The sequence below is a fragment of the Curvibacter sp. EU05-FHT14A10 genome, from assembly GCF_058791075.1.
This window is the reverse complement of the sequence record NZ_JBYTDE010000021.1, coordinates 52887-78483: the sequence shown is the minus strand read 5'-3', so window position 1 is coordinate 78483 and position 25597 is coordinate 52887. Positions and strand designations below refer to the sequence as shown.

The window sequence follows — 25597 nt, the reverse complement described above, 5'->3', positions numbered from 1 at the left end:
ACGCCCACGGGGTGGAACAGGGTGTAGTTGAGGTGGGTGGGGGTGGGGTAGGTGTGGCCGTCCACGCGGGTGCACATCTCGGCGAAGTAGCTGAAGTTGTCGGCCGCGCGGGGCACGAGCTGCTTGCCGGTTTGGGAGATGACCTGGCCGCAATCGTTGGTCTCGGTCTGGGCGATCTCGGGCACGTGGCGGGTGATGAGCTCGCCGAGTTTGCGCATGAGCTTGGCGCGCTCGGTGGCGGGCAGGCCGGCCCATTGGGGGAAGGCGGCCTTGGCGGCGGCCACGGCGGCGTGGACTTCGGCCTCGCCGCCGCTGGCGACTTCGGCCAGCACCTCCTGGGTGGCGGGGTTGATGGTTTCGAAGGTGTCGCGGCCGGCGACGCTCTGGCCGTTGATCAGGTGCTGGATCTGTTGCATGGGGCTCAACCTTGTCGAATGAAGTTGTGGAGTTCGCCGATGGCTTCGATGGTGGTCACGATCTCGGCGCCTGGGGGGCAGTCGACCACCCCATCGGGGGTGCCCGTCAGGATCAGGTCGCCGGGCGAGAGCGTCATGAAGGCGCTGAAGTACTCGATCAGATAGGGCACGTCGAACACCATGTCGCGGGTGTTGCCGCGCTGGGTGATCTGGCCGTCCACCGTGGTCTGCAAGGCCAGGTTCATGGGGCCACCGGGGCGGGCGTGGATGTCGGCCGCGTCCACCAGCCAGGGGCCCAGCGGGGTGCAGGTGTCGCGGTTCTTCACGCGCAGGTTGGGGCGATACCAGTTCTCCAGGTAGTCGCGGATCGCGTAATCGTTGGCCACGGTGTAGCCCTGCACGTAGTCGTAGGCGTCGGCGCGCTTCACGTGGCGTGCCGTGCGGCCGATCACCACCGCCAGCTCGCATTCGTAGTGCATGAACTTGACGCCTGCCGGGCGCACGGTGTGCTGCCGGTGGCCGATCAGGCTGGCCTCGCCCTTGATGAAGGCCAGGGGCTCTTCGGGCGGCTTGAACGCCAGCTCTTTGGCGTGGTCGGCGTAGTTGAGCCCCAGCGCAAAGATGCTGCGCGCCCGCGACACCGGTGCCAGCGGCGGCAGCCATTGAACGGCCTCGAAGGGCACGCGCTGACCCTCGTCCAGGCGCAGCGCGCCCTCGTCTTCCACTGCGTGCAGCGGGCCGCGCTCGGGGGCGTTGTTGAGCAGGATGCGGGCGTGCTTCATGCCAGGGCCTCGGTGCGGATGTGGTGGGTCAGGGGCGCCAGGCCCGGGGCGGTGAGCGTGACGGTGTCACCCGGCTGAAGCAGGGGGCGGTGGCCGTCGGGGCCGACATCGCAGCCCAGCATCAGCACATCGCCGGGGCGCAGCGTCATGAACGCGTTGACCTCGGCCAGCAGGGCGGCGGCCGGGCGCATCAGCTGCGACAGCGCCACCGTCTGGCGCAGGGCGCCGTTCACATGGACTTGCAACTGCAGCGCAGCCAGGTCGGCGAGGGCGGTGAGCGGTACGGTCTGCCCGGGCGTGCCCAGAAAGCCGTCGCGGCAGCGGAACTTGACCGGCGGGCGAAAGTAGCTGGCATGGGGCAGGCTGAAGTCATTGAGCAGCGCAAAGGCCACCGGGCCCTGCTCGCCCATCACCAGGCCGATCGTGGCGCCGGCCTCCACGCCGGCCACCCCGGGGGGCAGGGCCACCTGGCCGCCGTCGGGGTTCCAGGTGTTGGCGGTCTTCACGTACAGCACCGGGGCTTGCGGCGGGGCCTTGTAGGGGGCCTCATGCATGCGGGGCTGCCACTGCTCGTATTCGCGGCGGAAGTTCAGCAGCGCGCCATAGACGGTGCCTGCGGGTTGCCAGGGGGCGGGGCTCATGGTTGCTCCAGTTCGATCAGGGTGTCGAGCAGCTGGTAGAGCTGCAGCAGCTTGTCTTTGCCCAGGGTCTGTTCCATCCACTGGTAGTGGGCCTCGATGGTGAAAGACAGCGTCTCCACCAGGCGCAGGCCCTTGTCGGTGGCCTGCACCGCGGTGCGGCGGGCGTCGTCGGGGTCACGCTGGCGCTGGATCAGGCCGTCGCGCTCCATGCGCGTCAACACCCCGGTCAGGCTGGGCCCGAGGATGAAGGCCTCTCGCGCCACCCGCCCCGTCTCGACCACGCCATGCTCGCCCAGCACCCGCAGCACCCGCCATTGCTGGTCCGACAGTCCATGCTGGCGCAGGTTGGGCCGGGTGTGCGCCATCACCGCCTCGCGCGCCTGCAGCAACAGGCGCGGCAGGTTGCGGTGGGCAAATGGCTGGATCGTGGGCGGGACGGGGGGCTGGGGTGGGGGGCTCATTTATTTAACATGTTAAATGTTTGATGGATGAAGAGCCCCTGGTGAAAACCCCTGGACTCACGGCTGCGTTGCCCGATGCGGCCGAGCCTGGCGGGCAACTTGTGCGACAGTGCATGCCGCGGCGCCCAGCGCCTGCTGCCGCCGCCAGTCCATTCCACCCTCAGCCCGGAACAACGAGGAGCCCTGTCTCATGAGCGTGTCTTCTGCCCCCTACCTCGGCGGCTGCCTGTGCGGCCAAATCCGTTTTCGCATCGCGGCTGAACCCGGCGCCGCCCGCATCTGCTGGTGCCGCGACTGCCAGCGCATTGCCTCCAATGGCACCGCCAACGTGATGTTTGCCAGCGACGCCATGGAGATCAGCGGCAGCCCTGGCCGGTTTGACAAGCCGGCCGACAGTGGCAACACCGTCACGCGCCGTTTCTGCACCCACTGCGGCACCCAGCTCTTCTCAGACTCCAGCGGCCGTCCCGGCCTGACGGTGGTGCGCATTGGCACCCTGGACGAGCCCTCGCGCATCCAGCCCACCGCCAACATCTGGACTGCCAGTGCCCCTGCCTGGGCCTGCCTGGACGAGTCGCTGGAGGGGTTCAGTGCGGCGGCCCCAGCCGCCCCGGCGGGGCGCTGAGCCGCCCGCGCCACGCACCACCACCCCAGGGCTGATGGCCCCGCACGACGCCCGGAGAGCGCCATCACTACACTGGGCGGTCGTCTTCTTTTTGTTTTTCAGGGCGGTCACGGCCGCCTGACACCGCACCCGCCTCATGCTTGCCCTCGACATGCGCAGTTTCAACCTGCTGGCCGCCTTGCAGTGCGCGGTGCTGGGCCTGGTGCTGATGGGCATGCAGCGCAACTTTCCGTCGCGCATCCATGGCCTGCGGCTGTGGGCCGTGGCGGCCTTGCTGGCCCTGGGCTCGACCGTGTTCTATGGCTTGCTGGGCGTGCTGCCCGCCACCCTGGTCGGCCTGGCCGGCAATGGCCTGCTGCTGGCTTGCACCGTGTGCCTGCTGGCGGGCACACGCGATTTCTTCGGCCTGTCCTGGCGCTGGGCCCCCTGGGTGGCGCTGTGTGGCTTGTGCCTGTTCGGTCTGTGGGTGTTTTTTGACCTCTGGCCCGACTACCGGCCCCGCATGCTGATCTTCGGCCTGGTCATGGCCCTGATCTGCGCGGCCCACACCCGCACCTTGTACCGCCACGGTCGCGGCTTTGCCTCGCGGGTGATGATGATCGCCATGGCCTGGCAGACCCTGGTGTTGTTGGCCCGGGGCCTGTCCACCTACTGGGTGGATTTGCCCACCACCCAGCGCTTCGACCCCGGCTCACCCATCCACACCGTGTTCGTGGCCACCTTCAGTTTCACCATCCTGATGGTGCTGGTCGGCGCCCAGCTCATGGCCAGCGAACGGGTGCGGCAGGAGTTCGAGCACCTGGCCCGCCACGACGAGCTGACCCATCTGTTCAACCGCCGCGCCATCCTGGAGCTGGTGGGGCAGGAGCACGATCGTTTTCAGCGCCTGGGCCAACCCTATGCCCTGCTGCTGCTCGACCTCGACCACTTCAAACGCATCAACGACACCTTGGGCCACCAGGCCGGCGACCGCACCCTGCGCCGCGTGGCCGATGAGGTGCAGCAGGCGCTGCGCGCCACCGACCACCTGGGCCGCTATGGCGGCGAAGAATTTCTGGCCCTGCTGCCCGCCAGCGACCCGGCGTCGGCCCACACCCTGGCCGAGCGCTTGCGCGCCCGCGTCGAGGCTCTGCCCCCGGGGCCCGACAACACCCCGGCCTGCAGCGTCTCGATCGGCATTGCCACCGTGCTGCCCACCGACACCGAGTGGGACACCGTGCTCACCCGTGCCGACCAGGCCCTGTACCTGGCCAAGGCGGCAGGGCGCAACCGGGTGGCTGCCTGAACCCTCCGATCCATCCTCGCATCACCCCCACAGCGCATGCCGACCCCCTACAGCTTTCTGGACGACTACAGCGAAGGCGCCCACCCCGAGATCCTGCGCGCCCTGGTCGAATCCAACCTCGTACAGCAAGCCCCCTACGGCACCGACACCTTCACCGCCGAGGCCATCGCCCGCATCCAGGCCCGCCTGGGCCCCGGCTTTGAGGGCGACATCCACTTTGTGGCCAGCGGCACCCTGGCCAACCTGGTTTCGATCGCGGCCTGCCTGCGCCCGCACGAGGCCGTCATCACCGCCCAATCGGGCCACATCGTGGGGCGCGAGGCCGGTGCCATCGAGGCCACCGGGCACAAGCTGATCACCGTGCCCGCGGTGGACGGCAAGCTCACCCCCGCCCACATCGAGAGCGCGCTGGCCGCCAACGCCCACTTCCCCCACATGGCCCGGCCCCGGCTGCTGTACCTGTCCAACGCCACCGAGATCGGCACCGTCTACACCCTGGCCGAGCTGCAAGCCCTCTCGGCCCTGGCCCGGCAGCGCGGCCTCATTCTTTTCGTCGACGGCGCGCGCCTGGGCGCCGCCCTGGCCTCGCCCCACAGCGATGTCACCCTGGCCGACATCGCCGCCCTGGCCGATCTGTTCTGGATCGGCGGCACCAAGGCCGGCGCCCTGCTGGGCGAGGCCATCGTGGTCTGCCACCCCGCGCTGAAGCCCGACTTCGCCATCCACATCAAGCAGCGCGGCGGCCTGTTGGCCAAGGGCCGGCTGCTGGGCACCCAGTTCAAGGTGCTGTTCGATCAAGCCGAGGGTGAAGGCGAGATCGACCTCTACACCGCGCTGGCCCGCCGAGCCAACGCCCTGGCCGCCCGACTGGCCGCCGGCATCGTCGCCCAGGGCTACGCCCTCTCGGCCCGGGTCGAGACCAACCAGGTCTTTCCCATCCTGCCCGATGCGCTCATCGCCCGGCTGCAAGAGCGCTTCTCGTTCCACACCTGGGGCCCCGCGGCCGAGCCGCAGCATTCGGTGATCCGGCTGGTCACCTCGTGGGCCACGGATGAGGGGCAGGTGGCGGGGTTTTTGGAGGCCTTGGAGGCTTGGGGCGGGCAGGGCCGATGAGCTGTTGAGCCATCAAGCATCGCCCACAGCGATGCCACTGGGGCGTCTCGGTCAGCAGGTAGCTCGGCCGCCCATGGCCAGGGTGACCTGAATCTGGACGGTCTGGTTCAGGTGCCCGCTGGTGAAGAGGGCCGATTGACCGTCGGTGCAATGTTCGCAATTCGCGAATCACGAATGCTCAAAGCCCCACCCACGTCTGCCGCGCCCGTTCCCACAACGCCGCCCGCTCACCCTGCCCATACCAGTCCAGAAACCGCGCCCGGAGTGAGGGTGGAGCGGGGCATGGCCTTGATTGTGTTTGAATCCTTGGCGCTAGGCCGCGACACGCGCCTTGATTGGCGCTTGGCCAGCAGGCTTCGCGCCGATGAGATCAGTGTTGACACGCCCTGGCGTTGTTGAACGCATGAAGACGTTCGTCAGTGGCCCCTGTCCATTCAGGGGGTGACGGATGCTCGTTGCGGAGCGGCTGCTCGATGGCGGCTTCGGCGTTCTGCTTTGGACCACCGGTCTGTTCAGGCGATGGATGCATCACGGTGCAGGTCTAGGCTCGGATAGGGTGCATTCATTGCACTCTTTCAATGCCATGCCTACACTTGTGCGTCTAGCCAATGGCAACGTGACGATGTATGCCGCCGATCACCAACCCCCTCATTTCCATGTTCGCGCTCGTGATGGGCGCGAAGCGTTGGTGGTGATCTCGACCTTGGCTGTCTTTTCGGGGGCAACTGGGGCAGCGCGAGCTGTCTGATGCTCTGAAATGGGCGGCTGAACATCGACCCCTCTTGCTGACGCGCTGGAAGGAGCTGAATCCATGAGTCATCCGCACTTCACCTTGCAGTCGGTGCAGGTCATCCCCCCTCATGGCCTGCAATTGCACTATGCCGACGGTCAGATCCTGACCTTGGATCTGAGCCCGGTGATCCGTCGTTATCCCAGCCTGGCCGCCTTGCAGGATCCGGCGGTGTTTGCCACGGCCGGCCTCGGGGATTGGGGGGGTAGCGTGATCTGGGGCCCGGACGATGCGCTCGAGCTGGCGGCAGACAACCTGCGGGCCCGGGCGATCGAGCAGGCGGGTGAGGCCTCGCATGAGTTCATCATCGAATGGATGGAGCGTCACCATCTGACCCTGGACCAGGCGGCGCAGGCGCTGGGCCTGTCGCGCCGCATGCTGGCCTATTACCGCAGTGGCGCCAGGCCGGTGCCGCGCCACGTGGCGCTGGCCTGTGTGGGCTTTTCTGCGCAGGCTGCGGCCCCGGCCTCTTTCGGCCCCACCTTCGCCGCGGCGCTATGACGGGGCTGCAGGCCTGACTGGGGGCAGTTCCATCCGGGCCACTGACCCGCACAGGCCCTGCGCCAGCCGATATAGTGGCCGCCTGTTCTCCAAGCCCCCTCCCCATGTCCCGAGAAAAAACCGTCTACACCTGCACCGAATGCGGCGGCACCAGTGCCAAGTGGTTGGGCAAGTGCCCGCAGTGCAATGCCTGGAACACCCTGGTCGAGTCGGTGGCCGAGGGCTCGGGCGCGGCCAGCAAGAACCGGCTGAGCACGCCGTCCTATTCGGGCTATGCGGGCTTGGCGCAGGCGGTCACGCCGCTGTCGGCCATCGAAGCGACAGAGGTGGCGCGCACGCCCAGCGGGCTGGAGGAGCTGGACCGGGTGCTGGGCGGCGGCATCGTGGAGGGCGGGGTGGTGCTGATCGGGGGCGACCCGGGCATTGGCAAGTCGACCCTGTTGCTGCAAGCGCTCGATGCGCTGCAGCGCAGCGGGCTGGAGACCCTGTACGTGACCGGTGAGGAAAGTGGCGCCCAGGTGGCGCTGCGCTCGCGCCGCCTGGGCCTGGACAACAGCCAGGTCAAGGTGATGGCCGAGATCCAGCTCGAAAAAATCCTGGCCACGGTCGAGGCGCGCCAGCCGGCGGTGGCGGTGATCGACTCGATCCAGACCATTTACAGCGACCAGCTCAGCTCGGCGCCGGGCTCGGTGGCGCAGGTGCGCGAGTGTTCAGCCCACCTGACGCGCCTGGCCAAGGGCACAGGCATCGCCATCGTGCTGATCGGCCACGTCACCAAAGAGGGCGCGCTGGCCGGCCCGCGCGTGCTCGAGCACATGGTCGACACGGTGCTGTATTTCGAGGGCGACACCCATTCCACCCACCGCCTGGTGCGGGCCATCAAGAACCGCTTTGGCGCGGTCAACGAGATCGGCGTGTTTGCCATGACCGAGCGCGGCCTCAAGGGGGTGAGCAACCCCAGCGCGATCTTTTTGTCGCAGCACAGCCAGCCGGTGCCCGGCAGCTGTGTGCTGGTCACGCTGGAGGGCACGCGCCCGCTGCTGGTCGAGATCCAGGCCCTGGTCGACGGCGGCGGCCCCAGCCCGCGTCGCCTCAGCGTGGGCCTGGAGCGCGACCGCCTGGCCATGCTGCTGGCCGTGCTGCACCGCCATGCCGGCGTGGCCTGCATGGACCAGGACGTGTTCGTCAACGCCGTGGGCGGGGTGCGCATCAGCGAGCCGGCGGCCGACCTGGCGGTGCTGCTGGCCATCACCTCGTCCTTGCGCGGCAAGGCCTTGCCCAAGGGCTTTCTGGCCTTTGGCGAAGTGGGCCTGGCCGGTGAGGTCCGCCCCGCGCCGCGCGGCCAGGAGCGGCTCAAAGAGGCCGCCAAGCTGGGCTTCAGCGTGGCGGTGGTGCCGCGGGCCAATGCGCCCAAGAAGCCCATCGAGGGCCTGACCGTGCACGCGGTCGAGCGGGTGGACGAGGCCATCGACCTGATCCGCCGCGAGTTCGAGTGAGCCCGAGCCTGCCGGAGCCCGCCCAGCGCCGCCCAGGCTGGCGCTACGCACAAGCCACAAGGCCCCGGGGCCCACGCTCATAGGACAATGCGCGCATGAATTTCAAGAAAATCCTGGTGCCCGTGGGCGGCATCCTGCTGGTGGCGATGTCGTACCGGGCCTATGGCCTGGGGGGCGTGGCGGTGGCCCTGGGGGGCGTGGTGATGTGGGTGCTGATGCACTACACCCGCCTCATGCAGGTGCTCAAGCGGGCCAACAACAATCCCATCGGCTATGTGGGCAGCGCGGTGATGCTCAACGCCAAGCTGCGCCCTGGCGTGCCCATGCTGCACGTGCTGGCACTGACGCGGGCCCTGGGCGAGCAGCTCTCGGCCAAGGATGAGCAGCCCGAGGTTTTCCGCTGGACCGATGGCTCCAAATCCCATGTGACGGCCGAATTCCTCAATGGCCGGCTGGTGAAATGGACGCTGTACCGCCCCCCTGTGAGTGAGGACGACGATTCCGATGCCGCGCCGGCCCCTTAAAATCGGGTTTTGACCTGCCCGGCGGTGTGCCGTGGCGGGGTTTTCGCATCAGCACGGCAAACACCCAAGGACACCAGCGCATGAGCACACTCGCCCCTTCAATGGCCGACCGCGACGGCAAGATCTGGATGGATGGTCAGATGGTGGACTGGCGCGACGCCAAGATCCACGTCCTGACCCACACCCTGCACTACGGCTGTGGCGCCTTCGAGGGGGTGCGCGCCTACAACACGGTCAACGGCACGGCCATCTTCCGCCTGGAAGACCACACCGAGCGCCTGTTCAACAGCGCCAAGATCCTGCGCATGAAGCTGCCCTTCAGCAAGGAAGAAGTCAACGAAGCCCAGAAAGCTGTGGTGCGTGAAAACAAGCTTGAAAGCTGCTATCTGCGCCCATTGACCTGGATTGGCTCGCAAAAGCTGGGCGTCAGCCCCAAAGGCAACACCATCCACCTGATGGTGGCCGCCTGGGCCTGGGGTGCTTACCTGGGCGAAGAGGGCCTGAAGCGCGGCATCCGCGTCAAGACCTCCAGCTACACCCGCCACCACGTCAACATCACCATGACGCAGGCCAAGGCGGTGAGCAACTACAGCAACTCGATTCTGGCCAACATGGAAGCCACCGACGACGGCTACGACGAAGCCCTGTTGCTGGATTCCTCGGGTTTTGTGTCCGAAGGTGCGGGCGAGAACATCTTCATCGTGAAGAACGGCGTGATCTACACCCCCGACCTGTCGGCTGGTGCCCTGAACGGCATCACCCGCAACACCGTGTTCCACATTGCCAAGGACCTGGGCCTGGAGATCGTGCAAAAGCGCATCACCCGCGACGAGGTCTACATTGCCGACGAAGCCTTCTTCACCGGCACAGCCGCCGAGGTCACCCCGATCCGCGAACTGGACCGCATCGAGATCGGCATCGGCTCGCGCGGGCCCATCACTGAAAAAATCCAGTCGGCGTTCTTCGACATCGTGAACGGCCGCAACCCCCAATACGCCCACTGGCTGAGCCCGGTCTGAGCGTCATTGCATTTCCATATTCCAAACAAGGGACCCCATGAGTAGCGCTGCTGTTGAATTGCTGGCCAAGGACCTCAACGCCCAGGGGGGCGTGTTCTGCCCCAACCCCAAGGCCGACATGAAGCTGTGGAACAGCCATCCGAAGGTCTATCTGGACGTGGCCCGCACCGGTGAGGCCAAGTGCCCGTATTGCGGCACGGTGTACCGCCTGAAGGCGGGCGAAGTGGTGTCGCATCACCACTGATGCCCTGGCGGCCCGCGGGCCCCACACCCCATCGTCTGGCATGAGCGCCCCGGAAACCGAGCTGCTGCTCGATGACCTGCTGGCCCAGGTCACCGTGCTGGTGGTGACCTACAACAGTGGCCACTGCCTGCCGGTGCTGGGGCAGGCACTGGCACGCCTGCCGCACGTCATCGTGGTGGACAACGCCAGCCAGGACGACACGCCCACCCAGGTGGCGCGCTGCCTGCCGGCGGCGCGCCTGCTGCGGCTGGAGGCCAACAAGGGTTATGGCGTGGCCAACAACGCCGGCCTGGCCCAGGTGGCCACGCCCTATGCGCTGCTGCTGAACCCCGACTGCGTGCTCACCCCCGAGGCGATTGGCGCACTGGTGCGTGCCGCACGGCAATGGCCCGAGGCCAGCGTGCTGGTGCCGCAGCTGACCGACAGCGACGGACGCCTGCAGGTCAACTACAGCTGGCCGCGCCACGCCTGGAAGCCCCGTACCGGTGCCGCCGAAGGCCCGCTGGCCGTGGGCTATGCCTGTGCCGCCGTGATGCTGCTGAACATGGCGGCCATGGCTCCGGTGGGTTTTTTCGACCCCCGATTTTTCCTGTACTACGAGGACGAGGACCTGTGCCTGCGCGTGTTCCAGCGCCAGGGCCAGATCCTGGTGCTGCCCGACATCCGCGTCACCCACCTGTCGCGTGGCTCGGTGCGCGGGCCGCGGCCCTGGCGCTCGGAGTACTGGCGCGGCTACCACCATGCGCAGTCCAAGATCCGCTTCATGGCCAAGCACCTGGGGGCGGTGGCGGGGCGCCGGGCGCATCGGCGCCTGATGGCGTCGGCGGCCTTGAACGTGCTGGCCCGCGCCTTGCTGCTGTCGCCCAAGCACCTGGCGCGCGCCTGGGGCCGCCTGCGCGGCGTGTGGCAATTGCCGCCGCAGGCCTGAGGCCGTTCCCACTTTTCTTGAACCCACCATGTCGCAATCTTCCCCTGCTGTGCGTGCCGATCGGCCGACCCTGACCATCGGCGTACTGACCAAGAACGAGGCGCACCGCATCGAGAACTGCCTGCGCAGCGCCGCCTTTGCCGACCAGGTGGTGGTGGTGGACAGCGGCAGCACCGACGACACCGTGGCCATCGCCCGGCGCCTGGGCGCCGAGGTGCACCTGTACCCCGACTGGCAGGGCTTTGCCGTGCAGCGCACCCGGCTGCTGGCGCATGCCACGGGCGATTACCTGTTCTACCTGGACGCTGACGAAGTGGTCACGCCCGCGCTGCAGGCCGAGATCGAAGCCGCGGTGCGCTCCAATGAGCGCGCGGTGTGGCAGATCGAGTGGAGCGTGGTGGCCTACGGCCGCGAGCTCAAGCACTTTCTGTCGCAGTCGCGCCTGGACCGCATGTTCCGGCGCGACATGATCGAACGCTTTGACGGGGTGGTGCACGAGCACGCCGTGCTGCGCGATGGCGGCCAGCCCCTGCCGCGCCACGCCTTCAAGGCCAAGCTGTTGCATTACTCGCGCGAGACGGTGCGCGGCAGCCTGGAAAAACTCACCCAGTACGCGATGCTGGGCGCCGCCAAGCGGGCCGCCGCCGGCAAGCGCGGGGGGGTGTTGCGTGGCATGGCCTCGGCCTTTGCCATCTTCTTGCGCCTGTATGTGTTCCGACTGGGCTTCATGGGGGGCGGGCCGGGCTTTCTGTTTTGTTTCTTCATCGCCCTGGAGTGCTTCTTCCGCTATGCCGCGCTGTATTACGACCGCGACAGCCTGAGCCAATCGGTGGGGCGTTGAGCATGAACCAGGTGTCTCCCCACCCCGGTCGGCCTTCGCCGATCGAGGCGATGGCCCGGCAGGTCTGCACTCTGGCGGCCTTTTTGCTGCCGGCGCTGTCGCTGTGCCTGCCCAGCGGGTATTCGTGGGGGGCCGGCCTGTTGTTGCTGGCCGCCTTGGCCACCGCACCACGCTGGTGGTGCCAGCCACTGCATTGGCCGCGGGCCCGCTGGCTGGTGGGGGTGTTGCTGTTCGTGGGCATCGACTGGTTGATCGATGCGCTCATCAGCCAGGGCAGCTGGCGCAGCCTGGACAAGCCCCTCAAGTACTTTCTGGCCTTGCCCTGCCTGTTTTTTGCGCTGCGCTTTCCGCCACGACCACGCGCCCTCTGGGCCGGCCTGGCCGTGGGGGCCAGCCTCAGTGGCGCGGTCGCGCTCTATCAATATGGGGTGCAGGGTGAGTGGCGGGCCGAAGGCTTCACCAATGCCATCCAGTACGGCAATCTGAGCCTGCTGATGGCCATGATGTGCCTGGTGGGGGCGGTCACCTGGCAACCCGGACCACGGGCTGGGCTGTGGCGGGCAGGACTGAGCCTGGGCGTGGGGCTGGGGCTGACCGCTTCGCTGCTGTCGCAGTCGCGCGGAGGTTGGCTGGCGTTGGCCTTTGCCTTGCCGGCTCTGGTGAGCCTGCTGCGGGGCCGTGTGCCAGGCCGGCGCCTGTTGGGTGCCCTGGCCGCGCTGGCTGTGTGCCTGGGCGTGCTGGTGACGGCCATGGGGCCCACACTCAAGCAACGCCTGGAGCAGGCCGTCAGCGAGGCGCGTCAGTACGAGGAATTGGGCACTTCCGAGAACTCGGTGGGCCAGCGCCTGGCGCACTGGCGCCTGGCCTGGAACATGGGCCTGCAAAAGCCCTTGCTGGGGTGGACCCTGGCCGGCTATGTGGAAGAGAAAAAGCGCCTGGTCGCTGCCGGCCAGGCCCCGGCCGAGGTGCTGAAGTACGGCCATGCCCACAACGAGTTCCTGGACGTGTTTGCCAAGCGCGGCCTGCTGGGCCTGTCTTCGGTGCTGGCGCTGTACGGCGTGGTGCTGTGGCTGTTCTGGCCGCGGGCCGGCTGCCGCTTGCCGCCCGAACGCCACGCGCTGCAGCTGGCGGGCCTGATGCTGCCTTTGTGCTACCTGGGCTTTGGCCTGACCCAGGCCTTTTTGGGGCACAACAGCGGCACCATGTTCTACCTGTTCGTGAGCCTGCTGCTGTACGCCGCACTGCAGGCGCCCCCTGAAAACGAGGCCGCACCCGCGGCCCTGGCCTGAGGACGCCCGCCATGCATGTGCTGCTGGTCAACCATGCGCCGATCCCGGTGTTTGCCTATGGCGGCACCGAGCGCGTGATCTGGGACTTGGGCCGTGCCCTGGTGCAGAGGGGGCACCGGGTCAGCTACCTGGTGCCCGAGGGCTCGCACTGCGACTTTGCCCAGGTGCTGCCCATCCGCCCAGGCCTGTCCTGGGCCGAGCAGGTGCCGGCCGACGTGGACGTGGTGCATTTCCAGTTCAACCCCAAAGAGGACATCGGTCGGCCGTTTCTGGTGACCGAGCATGGCAACGGGCGTGATCCTGATCCGCTGGCGCTCAACACGGTGTTTGTCTCGCGCAACCATGCCGAGCGCCACGGCAGCCAGCGCTTTGTGCACAACGGGCTGGATTGGCAGGCCTATGGCCCGGTCGATTTCGAGCGGGCGCGCGGCCACCACCACTTTCTGGGCAAGGCGGCCTGGCGCGTCAAGAACGTCAAGGGTGCCATCCGCGTCGCCGCCCTGGCCGGGGTGGAGCTGGACGTGTTGGGTGGCACGCGGTTGAACCTGCGCCGCGGGTTTCGCTTCACCTGGTCGCCACGGGTGCATTTTTTCGGCATGGTGGGTGGTCAGCAGAAATTCGATCTGCTCAATGCGTCAAAAGGGCTGATCCTGCCGGTGCGCTGGCACGAACCCTTTGGCCTGGCGGTGATCGAGAGCCTGTACTTTGGCTGCCCGGTGTTTGCCACCCCCTATGGCGCGCTGCCCGAGCTGGTGCCCGAGGGCGGTGGCTGCCTCAGCAGCAGCGCTCGCGAGCTGGCCGATGCGGTGCGCGCCTGGCAAGGTGACCGCCGCGCCTGCCACGCCCATGTGCTGGAGCGCTTCAGCGCCAGCGCCATGGCGCTGGGCTATCTGCAATGCTATGAGCAGGTGCTGGCCAGCGAGTCTTTGAATGCGCAGCGCCCGCACATGGCGGGCTCGGCCTTCGATCAGCCTTGGGTGGAATAGGGCCCCCACGCTCCCTCACTGCGTGTCTTTGCCTGGTGCGGCCGCGAGACGCGGACGCTCTTCACCCTGTCCAGCCCTGCGCGGGCGGGTCAACGCTCAGATGTTGTGCAGCCTGAGTGCCTGCTCGGCCATGCGCTGCAGCAGTTCGGCGGCAGGCGGGCAGTCGTGGATCAGGCCCACGGCTTCGCCCACGGTGGCGTGGGCGGCGTTGAAGTCCCCTGCGGCCACGCCTTGGTCGTAGGTGGCCCGGGCCGCGGCCGGGTCGGCGCGAAGCGCCTCGATGCGTGATTCCCACTGCCGGTGCAGCGGGTTGCGCAGGGCGCGAAAGTCATAGGGCGCGGGCCAGTTCTTGCGGCGCAGGATGTCAAACACCTCGGAGCGTGCCGTGCCGTCGCCCGTGCTGGTCTGCGCCTGGGCCTTGGCGCCGGCGGGGGCCAGGCTTTCGGCGCTGGCCCACAGGCGTGAGCCCACCAGGGCACCGTCTGCCCCCAGCGCCAGGGCGGCGGTCAGGCCGCGGCCATCGGCCACGCCGCCGGCGGCCAGCAGCAGGGTGGCGGGTGAATGCGCGGCCAGCCAGTCGGCCAGTTCAGGCACCAGGGTGAAGGTGGCACGCCCATTGAGCGAGTTCATGCCGTGGCCACCGGCCTCGGCGCCCTGTGCCACGATGACTTCGGCGCCGGCCTCCAGTGCCTGGGGCACCTGCTCCAGCCGCTGCACCTGGCAAATCAGGGGGATGCGGCGGGCCTGCAGGCGTGCGGCATAGGGACGCGGGTCGCCAAAGGACAGCATCAGGGCCCGGGGCAGGGCCTCGTCGGCCTGGTCCAGCAGCCAGTCCAGGGCCGAGGCGTCTTCATCGAGCTTCCAGGTGATGAAACCGCAACCGATGCGCGCTCGGGTGGGCGCCGTGGCGCCCAATTGCAGGGCCAGTGTGTATTCGCGCCGGGTCCAGTCGAGGTCGCCGTAGCCGCCACCCACCAGGCCCAGGGCACCGGCCTGGGCGCAGGCCGCGCTCAGGCCGCCGCCCGAGGCCAGGGCCATGGGGGCCAGGGCCACCGGCAGGCGCAGGCCGAAGCGTTGGCTGAAACGGGTGCTCAACGCATCCGTCGGGAAGGGGGTGGGGGCAGCGGTGTTCATGGGGGCATTCTCGGTGGCGTGACAAATCGGGTCCAACGAATAAAAATGATCAAAACCATCGATTTAAGCGAACCATGGACTTTGCCGATCTGCAGACCTTCCGAGCCGTCGTCGACCATGGCGGCGTCACCGCCGCCGCCAGCCGCCTGCACCGGGTGCAGTCCAGCATTTCGGCGCGGCTGGGCGCGCTGGAGCGTGACCTGGGCTGTGCCTTGTTCGAGCGCACGGGCCGACGCCTGCAGCTCACGCCCGAGGGGCGGCACCTGTACGAACGCAGCGCTGCCCTGGTGCGTGACATGAGCGCCTTGCGCCAGGAACTGGCCGGCACCGGCCAGGGGGCGGTGCTGCGCATCGGTTCGATGGAGAGCACGGCGGCCGTGCGACTGGCCCCCGTGCTGGCGCGCCTGCGCGAGCAGCAGCCCGGCATGCGGCTGGCGGTGCGCACCGGCACCACCGGGGCCATGTTGCAGGCCCTGGAACAGCACGAGGTGGATGCCGCCCTGGTGGCCGGCCCGGCCGACCGGCCCGCCTTGCAGTGGCAGCCGGTCTACCGCGAAGACATGGTGCTGATCGCGCCCAGCGGGGGGGCCTTGGACCAGTCCACCTCCTTGGTCACCTTCAGCACCGGTTGTGCTTACCGCGACGTGGCCTTGGATTGGGCCCAGGCCCAGGGGCGGTCGGTGAGTGCCGGCATCGAGATCGGCTCGTACCACGCCCTGGTGGCGGCGGTGTCGGCCGGCATGGGCATGGGCCTGGTACCGGCCGCGGTGCTGCGGGGCCTGGACCAGCGCGGCTTGCAGGTGCAGGCCCTGCCCGAGCCCTGGGCGCAGCAGACCACCTGGCTGGTGACCCGGCGGGGCCACCCCTCGGCGGCCTTGCGGGCCCTGGCCGAGGCGCTGCCCGAGGGGGCTTGAGCTCAGATCAGCGCTTTTGGCTGGCCTCGTACAGCGGCATGACCTTGGGCAGGTTGCGCTCGATGTCGGCGATGCGGGTCTTGCCCGAGGGGTGGGTGGAGAGGAACTGCGGCGGCGCGCCCTTGCTGGCGGCGCCCATCTTCTCCCACAGGGTGACGCCGGCGCGCGGGTCGAAGCCGGCCCGTGCCGCCAGCTCCATGCCCACCAGATCGGCCTCGGACTCGTCCTCGCGGCTGAATTCCAGGGTCAGCAACTGGGCACCGTACTGCGTCAAGGTCTGGCCCACCTGGCCAAAGCCCAGCACCTGGCTGAGCACGTTCACCCCGATGTTGGTGGCCGCCGATTTGCCCATGCGTTCGCGCGCGTGCTCGCGCAGCGCGTGGGCAATTTCGTGGCCCATCACCATGGCCACCTCGTCGTCAGTCAGCTTGAGCTGGTCCAGGATGCCGGTGTAGAAGGCGATCTTGCCGCCGGGCATGCAAAACGCGTTGATCTGCTTCGAGCCGATCAGATTGACCTCCCAGCGCCACTCGCGCGCGCGCGGGTTCCAGGCATAGCTGAAGGGGATGATGCGCCGCGCGATGTTGCGCAGGCGCAGCACCTGGGGGTGGTTGTCGCTGCCCAGCGCGTTCTTGGCCTGGGCCTCGCGCAGCATCTGGCCGTACTGCTGCACGGCGGCCTGTTCGACCTGGCTGGCCGACACCAGGCCGGTGAAGGCCGAGTTCTTGCCCACGGAGTCACCCACGCCCTGGGCCTGCGCGGGGGCGGCCATTCCCACGGACAGGGCCAGTGCCAGGACCAGGGTGGACAACAGGGCAGGGCGGTGCCGGCGTGCCGGGCAAGGGGAGAGACGAGGCAGTGCGCGCTCAAGCATGGGCAAGGGATGTGTGCAGTGGACCAGCGCTTATTATTCCCGCATGAACCAAGCCAGCGCCAGCCCCGAGCCCACTCCCCGCAAGTCATGGCTGGAGACCCTGAAGGTCTACCTGGAGCCCGCCAGTCTGCGCATGCTGGCGCTGGGCTTTGCGGCCGGCCTGCCCCTGCTGCTGGTGCTGGGCACCCTGAGCTTTCGCCTGCGCGAGGCAGGGGTCGATCGCACCACCATCGGCTACCTGTCCTGGGTGGGTCTGGCCTATGCCTTCAAGTGGGCCTGGGCGCCGCTGGTGGACCGCATGCCCTTGCCCGGCCTCACGCACTGGCTGGGGCGCCGCCGCGGCTGGCTGTTGCTGTCGCAGTTGGCGGTCATGGGCGGCCTGGCCGGCATGGCGCTGACCGATCCGCAGCAGGACCTGCATGCCCTGGTCGTCTTTGCCCTGGTGGTGGCCTTCGGCTCGGCCACCCAGGACATCGCACTGGATGCCTTCCGCATCGAATCGGCCCCCAGCAATGAGCAGGCGGTGCTGGCGGCCTCCTACCAGACCGGTTACCGGCTGGCCATGATCTGGGCCGGTGCCGGCGTGCTGTGGGTGGCGGCACGGGCCGAGGCGCCGGGTGCCGACGCCTACCAGCACCTGGCCTGGCAGCGTGCCTACCTGGTGATGGCCGCCTCGATGGCGGTGGGCCTGATCACCGTGCTGCTGTCGGCCGAGCCGGTGCGCACGGCTTTGCCGCCGGCGCGCAATGCCCTGGAGTGGCTGCGCGGTGCGCTGGTCGACCCGTTCGCCGATTTTCTGCGCCGCTACCGCTGGCAGGCCGCGCTGATCCTGGGCCTGATCTCGATCTACCGCATCAGCGATGTGGTGATGGGCATCATGGCCAACCCCTTCTATGTGGACATGGGTTTCACCAAGGATGAGGTGGCGGCCGTCACCAAGGTCTATGGCGTGGTGATGACGCTGGCCGGGGCCTTCATCGGTGGCGCCCTGTCGCTGCGCCTGGGCGTGATGCGGGTGTTGATGCTGGGGGCCGTGCTCAGTGCAGCCAGCAACCTGCTGTTTGCCTGGCTGGGCACGCGCGGGCACGACGTGACGGGCCTGGTCTTCGTGGTGTCGGCCGACAACCTGGCCGGAGGCATTGCTTCGGCCGCATTCATCGCCTACCTGTCCTCGCTGACCAACATCAGTTACTCGGCCACCCAGTACGCGCTGTTCAGCTCGATCATGCTGCTGCTGCCCAAATGGCTGGCCGGCTTTTCGGGGCGCTATGTCGACAGCTTCGGCTATGGCTCTTTCTTCACCAGCACCGCCTTGCTGGGGGTGCCGGTGCTGCTGCTGGTGGCGCTGGCATCGCGCATCCCGATCCAGAGTCCCCAGGGGGCTCAGGGCTGAATCCGTGTCAGCTGCCTGTGATGTTCTGTTTACTTTTCTTTACGGTCGCTTCAATCGCGGCGTACAAGAAAAATTGATGATCTGTCAAGAAACTTTACACCGAAGCCTTGCATGAACACCCAGCTCCTGATGATTGAAGACGATGCCCGCCTGGCCCAGATGGTCGGCGAATACCTGGGCCAGTCCGGCTTTGCGGTCAGCCACGCCGCCACCGGACATGCCGGTCTGGAGCGGCTGCAAAGCCAGGGCAGCAGCCCCGACCTGGTGGTGCTGGACCTGATGCTGCCCGACCTGGACGGCCTGGAGATTTGCCGCCGCATCCGCTCGCTGCAGGGGCCGCAGGCCCAGACCCCGATCCTGATGCTCACGGCCAAGGGCGACCCCATGGACCGCATCATCGGGCTGGAGCTGGGCGCCGACGACTACCTGCCCAAGCCTTTCGAGCCGCGCGAACTGCTGGCGCGCATCCGTGCCATCCTGCGTCGCAAGGGCGACCAGTCTGGCGCACCCTCGCAGGTGATGCGTTTCGGCTCGCTGGAGATCGACCGCGACGCGCGCAGCGTCACCGTGGCGGGCGAACCCTGCGAGCTGACCTCTTACCAGTTCGACCTGCTGATCACGCTGGCCGAGCGTGCCGGCCGGGTGCTGACCCGCGACCAGATCATGGAAGCGGTGCGTGGCCGCGAGCTGGAAGCCTTTGATCGCTCCATCGACGTGCACATGGGGCGCATCCGCCTGGCCATCGAGGCCGATCCCAAGTCGCCCAAGCGCATCCTCACCGTGCGGGGTGTCGGCTACGTCTTTGCCAAGCAACAGGACTGATCTTGCCCACACCTCCACCCCTGGCGGCTTCGCCCAGTGCCTTCACGGGCTCCCCTTTGCAGCGCCTGACCCGGCGCTTGTATGTCCGCATCTGGCTGGCTGTGTTGCTGGCCATGGCCTTGCTTACCCTGGGCGTGGCCTGGGCCTGGCGTGTGACGACCGAGCCGCCGCTGTTGGAAGCCGTGGTGCGCAATGCCGCCGGCGAGGTGGTGGGTGTGGGGGCCCTGCGTCACCATGCCCCCCCCTCTGATGGGCGTGAGCCGCCGCCGGGTGAGCCCGGCCCGCATTCGCCCGACGGGCTGCGCCCGCCGCCGCCCGGTGGCCCGGGCGCCGGGCCAGCCAATGGGGAAGGCCCCCCACGCGGCGACGGTCCGCCACTGGAGGCCGTGCGTCATGGCCCGGAGTTCGTGGTCACCATGCACAACGGCGAGGTGCTCAATGTGCACCTGCCGCGCCCGCCGCGCAATTTCTGGAGCCGCCCGCCCTTCGGCTTTTTCTGGACCCTGGGACTGGCCGCGGTGGCCGTGGCCCTGGCCACCTACCCCATCATCCGCAAGCTGACCCGGCGCCTGGAGCAATTGCAGCGCGGCGTGGAACGCTGGGGCGACGGCGACCTGTCGGTGCGTGTTCCAGTCAAGGGGCATGACGAAGTGGCCTACCTGGCGGGGCGCTTCAACCTGGCCGCCGAGCGCATCGAAACCCTGATGCAGTCGCACAAGAAGCTGCTGGCCAATGCCTCACACGAGCTGCGTTCACCGCTCGCGCGCATCCGCATGGGGGTGGAGTTGCTGGGTGAGCAGGCGTCGCCGGCTTTTCGTGACGAGATCAAGCGCAACATCGGCGAGCTGGATCAGCTGATCGACGAGATCCTGCTGGCCAGCCGGCTCGATTCAAGCGAGGCCGACATGGGCACGCTGGAGAAGGTCGACCTGATCGGCCTGGCTGCGGAAGAGGCGTCGCGCGTGGACGCGGATCTGGAGGCCGCCGAGGGCAGCGGTGAACTGGTGGTCAACGGGGTGTCCAAGCTGATGCGGCGTGCCGTGCGCAACCTGCTCGAGAACGCGCGCCGCTACGGCCGTGGCGATATCTCGGTGCACCTGTCACGGCAAGGCCCGATGATTTTGCTGGCCGTGTGCGACCGGGGCCCGGGCGTACCGCCCGAGCAACGCGAGCGCATCTTCGAGCCCTTCTACCGCCTGCCCGGCGCGAGCGAGCGCGAAGGCGGCGTGGGCCTGGGGCTGGCGCTGGTCAAGTCGATTGCCGAGCGCCACGGCGGCACCGTGCACTGCGAAGACCGCGAGGGCGGTGGGGCCCGCTTTGTGCTGACCCTGCCCAGCGCTGGCTGATCCCGGCCCCTGCCTGGGGGCAGGTCGGGGCTCTCAGGTCCCCCCGACGTAGGGGTTGCTCTGGCGTTCGCGCCCGAAAGTGCTCTCGGGCCCATGCCCGGGGATGAACACCGTGTCGTCACCCATGGGCCACAGACGCTGGGTGATGCTGTCTATCAGCTGCTGGTGGTTGCCCTGCGGAAAGTCGGTGCGCCCGATGCTGCCGGCAAACAGCACATCGCCCACGAAGGCCCGTTTGATTTCGGGCGAGTAGAACACCACATGGCCCGGCGTGTGCCCCGGGCAGTGCCGCACCTGCAGCGTGTGGCGCCCGATCTGCACCGTGTCGCCGTCGGCCAGCCAGCGCGTGGGCGTGAAGGCCTCGGCCACCGGGAAGCCGAACATGCGGCTTTGCTCGGGCAGGCCATCAATCCAGAACTGATCGCCCGGATGCGGCCCGACGATGGGCAACTGCAGTCGCCGGGCCAGCTCGCCGGTGCCGCCGGCATGGTCGATGTGGGCATGGGTCAGCCAGATCTGCTCCAGCTTCAGGCCCAGGCGCTCGACTTCGGCCAGCAAACGGTCCAGATCGCCACCGGGGTCGATCACAGCGGCCTGCCGGGTTTCATCGCACCAGACCAGGGAGCAGTTCTGCTGAAAGGCGGTGACGGGGAGGGTGAGGTAGTGGAGCATGGCTTGCAAAAAAGAGGGGAATGGACTCCGTGGGCTCGACCTGGGGGTGAAGGTCGGCGCCCAGCCTGGGTCGCATTGTGCCTGTCACCGCCTCGGGGCCGCCCGAGGCGGTGTGGCTTGGATTTCGTTACTTAGGTACGAATTTGTAGCATCTAGGTAGAAATCCTAGGCAGTCAATGCAATTTCGTATTGGGATTGATTTTTTTCGTACCAAAGTCGATTGAGCGCATCGGTATCGTTCAAACCATCGATGCTGGCTGCAAAAAAGCATTGACGACGCGAACCCCAATCGATTCCCCAAGAGGAGACAAGCCATGAAACAACACACCCGTCTGGCCCTGACGGCGGCCCTGGCCCTGGCCGTCAGCGCGACGGCCCAGGCCGAGACCGAACTGGTGATTGCCACGGTCAACAACGGCCACATGATCGAAATGCAGAAGCTGGGCAAGAACTTCGAGCAGGCCAACCCCGACATCAAGCTCAAATGGGTCACCCTGGAAGAGGGCACGCTGCGTCAGCGCGTCACCACCGACATCGCCACCAAGGGCGGCCAGTTCGACGTCATGACCATCGGCATGTACGAAACCCCGATCTGGGGCAAGAAAGGTTGGCTGCAAGAGGTCAAACCCGCCGCCACGTACGATGTGGACGACCTGCTGCCGGCCATGCGCAATGGCCTGTCGGTGGACAGCAAGCTGTTTGCCGTGCCTTTCTATGGCGAAAGCTCCATGCTCATGTACCGCAAGGATCTTGCCGACAAGGTCGGTGTGACCGTGCCCGAGCGCCCCACCTGGAACGAGGTTCGCGACCTGGCTGCCAAGATCCATGACCCCAAGAACGGGGTCTATGGCATCTGCCTGCGGGGCAAGCCGGGCTGGGGCGACAACATGGCCTTTCTGTCCACCATGGTCAACACCGCGGGCGGGCAATGGTTCGACATGGGCTGGAAGCCCCAGATCGACAGCAAGCCCTGGCACGACGCGGTCAATTTCTATGTCGACCTGCTGAAGAAGTACGGCCCGCCGGGCTCATCGGCCAACAGCTTCAACGAGATCCTGGCGCTGTACAACGAAGGCAAGTGCGGCATGTGGGTGGACGCCACCATCGCCGCCTCGTTTGTCAGCGATCCCAAGCAGTCCAAGGTGGCCGACAAGGTGGCGTTTGCCCAGGCCCCGACCCTGGTCACGCCCAAGGGCGCCAACTGGCTGTGGGCCTGGGCCCTGGCCATTCCGGCCGGCTCGCAGAAGGTCGACGCGGCCCAGAAGTTCATCAACTGGGCCACGTCCAAGGAGTACATCCAGTTGGTGGCCAAGACCAACGGTTGGGCCAGCGTGCCCACGGGCACCCGCAAGAGCACCTATGCGACCCCCGAGTTCCAGAAGGCGGCTCGCTTCGCGGCCGCCGAAAAGACCGCCATCGACAGCGCCAACCCGAACGACAGCACCCTGCCCAAGTCGCCCTATGTGGGCGTGCAGTTTGCCGCCATCCCCGAGTTCCAGGCCATCGGCATTTCGGTGGGGCAGCAGATGAGTGCGGCGCTGGCCGGCAAGGTGACGGTCGATGCCGCGCTGAAGACCTCGCAGGCGGCGGCCGAGCGCGAGATGAAGAAGGCCGGCTACTACAAGTGAGCTGAGGCCGCAATCGCCGGTGTGGTGCCTGTGCGGGGCGCCACACCTTTCGACTTTGCCCATCGTCTGAAGAAACCCGCCCCATGAAACGACTGCTGCCCCGGCTGCTGCTGACCCCGGCGGTGCTGAGCCTGTTCCTGTGGATGATCGTCCCGCTGGGGATGACGATCTACTTCTCGCTCATCCGCTACAACCTCATGCAGCCCGACCAGACCGGCTTTGCCGGGCTGGAGAACTTCGAGTACTTCCTCACCGATCCCTCCTTCGGGACCGCGGTGATGAACACCCTGCTGCTGCTGGGCAGCGTGATCCTCATCACCACGGTGCTGGGCATTGCTCTGGCCCTGCTGATCGACGCTCCTTTTCCGGGGCGCGGCCTGGTGCGCCTGCTGCTGATCTCGCCGTTTTTCGTCATGCCCACCGTGAACGCCCTGCTGTGGAAGCACATGATGATGAACCCCATCTATGGCGTGCTGGCCCAGGTCTGGCAGTTCTTCGGGGCCACGCCGGTCGACTGGCTGACTGATTACCCGCTGCTGGCCGTGGTCATCATGGTGGCCTGGCAATGGCTGCCCTTTGCCACGCTGATCTTCATGACCGCGTTGCAGAGCATGAACCGCGAGCAGATCGAGGCGGCCCGCATGGACGGCGCCAACTACCTGCAGCAGTTGCGTTACCTCTACCTGCCGCACCTGGGGCGCTCGGTGGCCGTGGTGGTGATGATCGAGCTGATTTTTCTGCTCAGCGTGTTTGCCGAGATCTACACCACCACCGGGGGCGGGCCAGGCGATGCCAGCACCAATGTGGCCTTCCTGATCTTCAAGCAGGCCCTGCTCAATTTCGATGCCGGCGTGGCCTCGGCCGGCGCGCTGTTCGCCGTGGTGCTGGCCAACATCGCCGCTGCTTTCATGATCCGCCTGGTTGGCAAGAACCTCGACAAGTGAGTCCAGCATGTCGCGATCCACTTCTTTTTCGCCCGCGCTGATGCTGCGCACCCTGGTGGCCTGGGGCATCACCCTGCTGCTGTTTTTTCCCTTGGGGTGGCTGGTACTGACCGCCTTCAAGACCGAGATGCAGGCCATTGCCGTGCCACCGCTGCTGGCGTTCAGCCCCACGCTGGACAACTTCCGTGAGGTGCAACTGCGCAGCGACTACCTGCTGTATGCCAGCAACTCGGCCATCACCAGTGTCCTGTCCACCCTGCTGGGCCTGGCCATCGCGGCGCCGGCCGCCTATTCGATGGCTTTCTTCAAGAGCGCCCGCACCAAGGACCTCCTGATGTGGATGCTGTCCACCAAGATGATGCCTGCCGTGGGCGCCCTGGTGCCGGTGTACGTGATGGCCCAGCACAGCGGGCTGCTCGACACCCGGCTGGGCCTGGTGATTCTCTTCACCCTGTCCAACCTGCCCATCATGGTGTGGATGCTGTACTCGCACTTCAAGGACATCCCGCACGAGATCCTGGAGGCTGCCCGCATGGATGGCGCCACCCTGTGGCAGGAGCTGCGCCTGGTGCTGCTGCCCCTGGGCCTGGGTGGGCTGGCGTCAACCGGCCTGCTGTGCCTGGTGCTGTCGTGGAACGAGGCCTTCTGGAGCCTTAACCTCAGCTCGGCCAAGGCGGGCACGCTGGCCACGCTGATTGCCAGCTATTCCAGCCCTGAAGGCCTGTTCTGGGCCAAGTTGTCGGCCGCTTCGCTGCTGGCCATCGCGCCCATCGTCGTGTTTGGCTGGTTCAGCCAGAAGCAGCTGGTGCAGGGCCTGACCTTCGGCGCCGTCAAGTAAACCCTTTCAAGAGATTTCCCCATGGCCTATCTGCAACTGCATGGCATTGAAAAATTCTTTGGCGAGCACCGCGCCATCAAGGGCATCGACCTGCACATCGAGCAGGGCGAGTTCATCGTTTTCGTCGGCCCCTCGGGATGCGGCAAATCCACCTTGCTGCGCCTGATCGCGGGCCTGGAGAGCAGCGACGGCGGCCGCCTGATGCTGGATGGGCGCGACATCACCGAGCAGCCCTCCAGCAAGCGCGATCTGGCCATGGTGTTCCAGAGCTACGCGCTGTACCCGCACATGAGCGTGTTCGAGAACATGAGCTTTGCCCTCAAGCTGGCCAAGGCCGACCCCGCCGTGATTCGCGACAAAGTGGAGCGTGCGGCCCACATCCTCAACCTGGGACCCTACCTGCAGCGCACCCCCAAGGAGCTCTCGGGCGGCCAGCGCCAGCGCGTGGCGATCGGCCGCGCCATCGTGCGTGCGCCCAAGGTGTTCTTGTTCGATGAGCCGTTGTCCAACCTCGACGCGGCCCTGCGTGGCCAGACCCGGGTCGAGATCGCCAAGCTGCATCGCGAGCTGGGGGCCACCACCATCTACGTCACCCACGATCAGGTCGAGGCCATGACCCTGGCCGACCGGGTGGTGGTGCTGCGCGACGGGCAGATCGAGCAGGTCGGCACCCCGCTGGAGCTGTACGACCGCCCCGCCAATCAGTTCGTGGCCCAGTTCATCGGTACGCCGCAGATGAACGTGGTGGCCGCTCAACTGCTGCCGGCCCAGCCGGGCTGGGACCTGCCTGCGGGCGGCTCGGTGGGGCTGCGCCCCGAGCACCTGAGCCTGTGCCCGCCGGGCCAGGGCCCGTTGCGCGGCCGGGTGGAACTGCTGGAGGCCCTGGGGGCTGAGACCCTGATCTACGTCGGTACCCCCGAAGGTGCCCAGCTGGTGGCCCGCCAGAACAGCCGCAGCGCCCTGAAGGCGGGCGATGAGGTGGGCTTGCAGATCGATTTCGATGCGGCCCACCTTTTTGACGCCCAGGGCCGCATCACCCGCACTGGCCTGGCCCGCGAAGCCCTGAGCCATTGACTGATCCCAGACCGACC

General features: G+C 67.4%; 28 protein-coding genes. 21 read left to right on the top strand and 7 right to left on the bottom strand.

The genetic code is table 11. From position 1 onward, the window contains the following. The 4 genes from AC3WUT_RS26800 to hpaR form a co-directional block, all read right to left on the bottom strand. On the bottom strand, positions 1–416 hold a 416-nt coding region (locus AC3WUT_RS26800), incomplete at its 3' end, for an aldehyde dehydrogenase family protein (RefSeq protein WP_492350117.1). Between the two features lie 5 nt (positions 417–421). Continuing rightward, a complete protein-coding gene (locus AC3WUT_RS26795; RefSeq protein WP_492350116.1) occupies positions 422–1198 on the bottom strand; it encodes a fumarylacetoacetate hydrolase family protein in 777 nt (258 codons plus the stop codon). Further along, positions 1195–1839 (bottom strand): fumarylacetoacetate hydrolase family protein, encoded by a 645-nt coding sequence (locus AC3WUT_RS26790; RefSeq protein WP_492350115.1) that lies wholly within the window; start codon positions 1837–1839, stop codon positions 1195–1197. Before AC3WUT_RS26790 ends, AC3WUT_RS26795 begins: the two co-directional genes overlap by 4 nt. Next, complete coding sequence (gene hpaR / locus AC3WUT_RS26785; protein WP_492350114.1) at positions 1836–2300, bottom strand: homoprotocatechuate degradation operon regulator HpaR; 465 nt, start codon at positions 2298–2300, stop codon at positions 1836–1838. Before hpaR ends, AC3WUT_RS26790 begins: the two co-directional genes overlap by 4 nt. 190 nt (positions 2301–2490) lie before the next feature. On the opposite strand from hpaR, the gene AC3WUT_RS26780 reads away from it, so the two are divergent. The 13 genes from AC3WUT_RS26780 to AC3WUT_RS26720 all read left to right on the top strand — a co-directional run bounded on the left by AC3WUT_RS26780 (position 2491) and on the right by AC3WUT_RS26720 (position 13941). Next, positions 2491–2925, top strand: a complete 435-nt coding sequence (locus AC3WUT_RS26780; RefSeq protein ID WP_492350113.1) for a GFA family protein — start codon at positions 2491–2493, stop codon at positions 2923–2925. 136 nt (positions 2926–3061) lie between these two features. Next, positions 3062–4210 (top strand): GGDEF domain-containing protein, encoded by a 1149-nt coding sequence (locus tag AC3WUT_RS26775; RefSeq protein ID WP_492350112.1) that lies wholly within the window; start codon positions 3062–3064, stop codon positions 4208–4210. Between the two features lie 36 nt (positions 4211–4246). Further along, on the top strand, positions 4247–5323 hold the full coding sequence (locus AC3WUT_RS26770; RefSeq protein ID WP_492350111.1) for a threonine aldolase family protein: 1077 nt from the start codon (positions 4247–4249) through the stop codon (positions 5321–5323). Positions 5324–5771: 448 nt separating this feature from the next. Beyond that, complete coding sequence (locus AC3WUT_RS26765) at positions 5772–6071, top strand: DUF4160 domain-containing protein (RefSeq protein WP_492350110.1); 300 nt, start codon at positions 5772–5774, stop codon at positions 6069–6071. Between the two features lie 63 nt (positions 6072–6134). Next, positions 6135–6614, top strand: coding sequence for a DUF2442 domain-containing protein (locus tag AC3WUT_RS26760; RefSeq protein ID WP_492350109.1), 480 nt, complete (start codon positions 6135–6137; stop codon positions 6612–6614). Positions 6615–6718: 104 nt separating this feature from the next. After that, positions 6719–8110: a DNA repair protein RadA gene (gene radA / locus AC3WUT_RS26755; protein ID WP_492350108.1), complete on the top strand. Its 1392-nt coding sequence runs from the start codon at positions 6719–6721 to the stop codon at positions 8108–8110. Positions 8111–8205: 95 nt separating this feature from the next. Beyond that, complete coding sequence (locus AC3WUT_RS26750; protein ID WP_492350107.1) at positions 8206–8634, top strand: glycerate kinase; 429 nt, start codon at positions 8206–8208, stop codon at positions 8632–8634. 80 nt (positions 8635–8714) lie between these two features. Next, the gene (locus AC3WUT_RS26745) at positions 8715–9653 is read left to right on the top strand and encodes a branched-chain amino acid transaminase (protein WP_492350106.1); all 939 of its coding nucleotides are present in this window, start codon (positions 8715–8717) and stop codon (positions 9651–9653) included. A gap of 37 nt (positions 9654–9690) precedes the next feature. Continuing rightward, positions 9691–9897 (top strand): zinc-finger domain-containing protein, encoded by a 207-nt coding sequence (locus tag AC3WUT_RS26740; protein WP_492350105.1) that lies wholly within the window; start codon positions 9691–9693, stop codon positions 9895–9897. Positions 9898–9937: 40 nt separating this feature from the next. Beyond that, positions 9938–10825 carry a glycosyltransferase family 2 protein gene (locus AC3WUT_RS26735; RefSeq protein ID WP_492350104.1) on the top strand — a complete coding sequence of 296 codons (888 nt, stop codon included), beginning with the start codon at positions 9938–9940 and terminating at the stop codon, positions 10823–10825. Between the two features lie 28 nt (positions 10826–10853). Continuing rightward, positions 10854–11666, top strand: a complete 813-nt coding sequence (locus AC3WUT_RS26730) for a glycosyltransferase family 2 protein (protein WP_492350103.1) — start codon at positions 10854–10856, stop codon at positions 11664–11666. Between the two features lie 2 nt (positions 11667–11668). After that, a complete protein-coding gene (locus AC3WUT_RS26725; RefSeq protein ID WP_492350102.1) occupies positions 11669–12955 on the top strand; it encodes an O-antigen ligase family protein in 1287 nt (428 codons plus the stop codon). Positions 12956–12966: 11 nt separating this feature from the next. Continuing rightward, positions 12967–13941, top strand: a complete 975-nt coding sequence (locus tag AC3WUT_RS26720; protein WP_492350101.1) for a glycosyltransferase — start codon at positions 12967–12969, stop codon at positions 13939–13941. Between the two features lie 96 nt (positions 13942–14037). Here AC3WUT_RS26720 and AC3WUT_RS26715 read toward each other — a convergent pair whose 3' ends face one another. Then, positions 14038–15075 (bottom strand): NAD(P)H-dependent flavin oxidoreductase, encoded by a 1038-nt coding sequence (locus AC3WUT_RS26715; RefSeq protein ID WP_492350100.1) that lies wholly within the window; start codon positions 15073–15075, stop codon positions 14038–14040. 74 nt (positions 15076–15149) lie between these two features. Here AC3WUT_RS26715 and AC3WUT_RS26710 point away from each other — a divergent pair, with 74 nt between their 5' ends. Beyond that, the gene (locus AC3WUT_RS26710; protein WP_492350099.1) at positions 15150–15989 is read left to right on the top strand and encodes a LysR family transcriptional regulator; all 840 of its coding nucleotides are present in this window, start codon (positions 15150–15152) and stop codon (positions 15987–15989) included. Between the two features lie 7 nt (positions 15990–15996). On the opposite strand, the gene AC3WUT_RS26705 is transcribed toward AC3WUT_RS26710, so the two are convergent. After that, positions 15997–16863 (bottom strand): M48 family metallopeptidase, encoded by an 867-nt coding sequence (locus AC3WUT_RS26705; protein WP_492350098.1) that lies wholly within the window; start codon positions 16861–16863, stop codon positions 15997–15999. A 43-nt stretch (positions 16864–16906) separates the two neighbouring features. Here AC3WUT_RS26705 and AC3WUT_RS26700 point away from each other — a divergent pair, with 43 nt between their 5' ends. The 3 genes from AC3WUT_RS26700 (at position 16907) to AC3WUT_RS26690 (ending at position 20424) form a co-directional block, all read left to right on the top strand. Further along, positions 16907–18256 carry an AmpG family muropeptide MFS transporter gene (locus AC3WUT_RS26700; protein WP_492350097.1) on the top strand — a complete coding sequence of 450 codons (1350 nt, stop codon included), beginning with the start codon at positions 16907–16909 and terminating at the stop codon, positions 18254–18256. A 111-nt stretch (positions 18257–18367) separates the two neighbouring features. Next, entirely contained in the window at positions 18368–19078 is a 711-nt protein-coding gene (locus tag AC3WUT_RS26695) for a response regulator (RefSeq protein ID WP_492350096.1), read from the top strand. Positions 19079–19191: 113 nt separating this feature from the next. Next, positions 19192–20424, top strand: coding sequence for a HAMP domain-containing sensor histidine kinase (locus tag AC3WUT_RS26690; RefSeq protein ID WP_492350118.1), 1233 nt, complete (start codon positions 19192–19194; stop codon positions 20422–20424). Positions 20425–20457: 33 nt separating this feature from the next. Here AC3WUT_RS26690 and AC3WUT_RS26685 read toward each other — a convergent pair whose 3' ends face one another. After that, positions 20458–21096, bottom strand: coding sequence for an MBL fold metallo-hydrolase (locus tag AC3WUT_RS26685; protein WP_492350095.1), 639 nt, complete (start codon positions 21094–21096; stop codon positions 20458–20460). A 314-nt stretch (positions 21097–21410) separates the two neighbouring features. Here AC3WUT_RS26685 and AC3WUT_RS26680 point away from each other — a divergent pair, with 314 nt between their 5' ends. The 4 genes from AC3WUT_RS26680 to AC3WUT_RS26665 all read left to right on the top strand — a co-directional run bounded on the left by AC3WUT_RS26680 (position 21411) and on the right by AC3WUT_RS26665 (position 25580). After that, positions 21411–22724: an ABC transporter substrate-binding protein gene (locus AC3WUT_RS26680; protein ID WP_492350094.1), complete on the top strand. Its 1314-nt coding sequence runs from the start codon at positions 21411–21413 to the stop codon at positions 22722–22724. Between the two features lie 83 nt (positions 22725–22807). Beyond that, a complete protein-coding gene (locus AC3WUT_RS26675) occupies positions 22808–23668 on the top strand; it encodes a carbohydrate ABC transporter permease (RefSeq protein ID WP_492350093.1) in 861 nt (286 codons plus the stop codon). 7 nt (positions 23669–23675) lie between these two features. Beyond that, the gene (locus tag AC3WUT_RS26670; RefSeq protein WP_492350092.1) at positions 23676–24506 is read left to right on the top strand and encodes a carbohydrate ABC transporter permease; all 831 of its coding nucleotides are present in this window, start codon (positions 23676–23678) and stop codon (positions 24504–24506) included. Positions 24507–24527: 21 nt separating this feature from the next. Next, positions 24528–25580, top strand: coding sequence for an ABC transporter ATP-binding protein (locus tag AC3WUT_RS26665; protein WP_492350091.1), 1053 nt, complete (start codon positions 24528–24530; stop codon positions 25578–25580). Positions 25581–25597 lie beyond the last annotated feature (17 nt).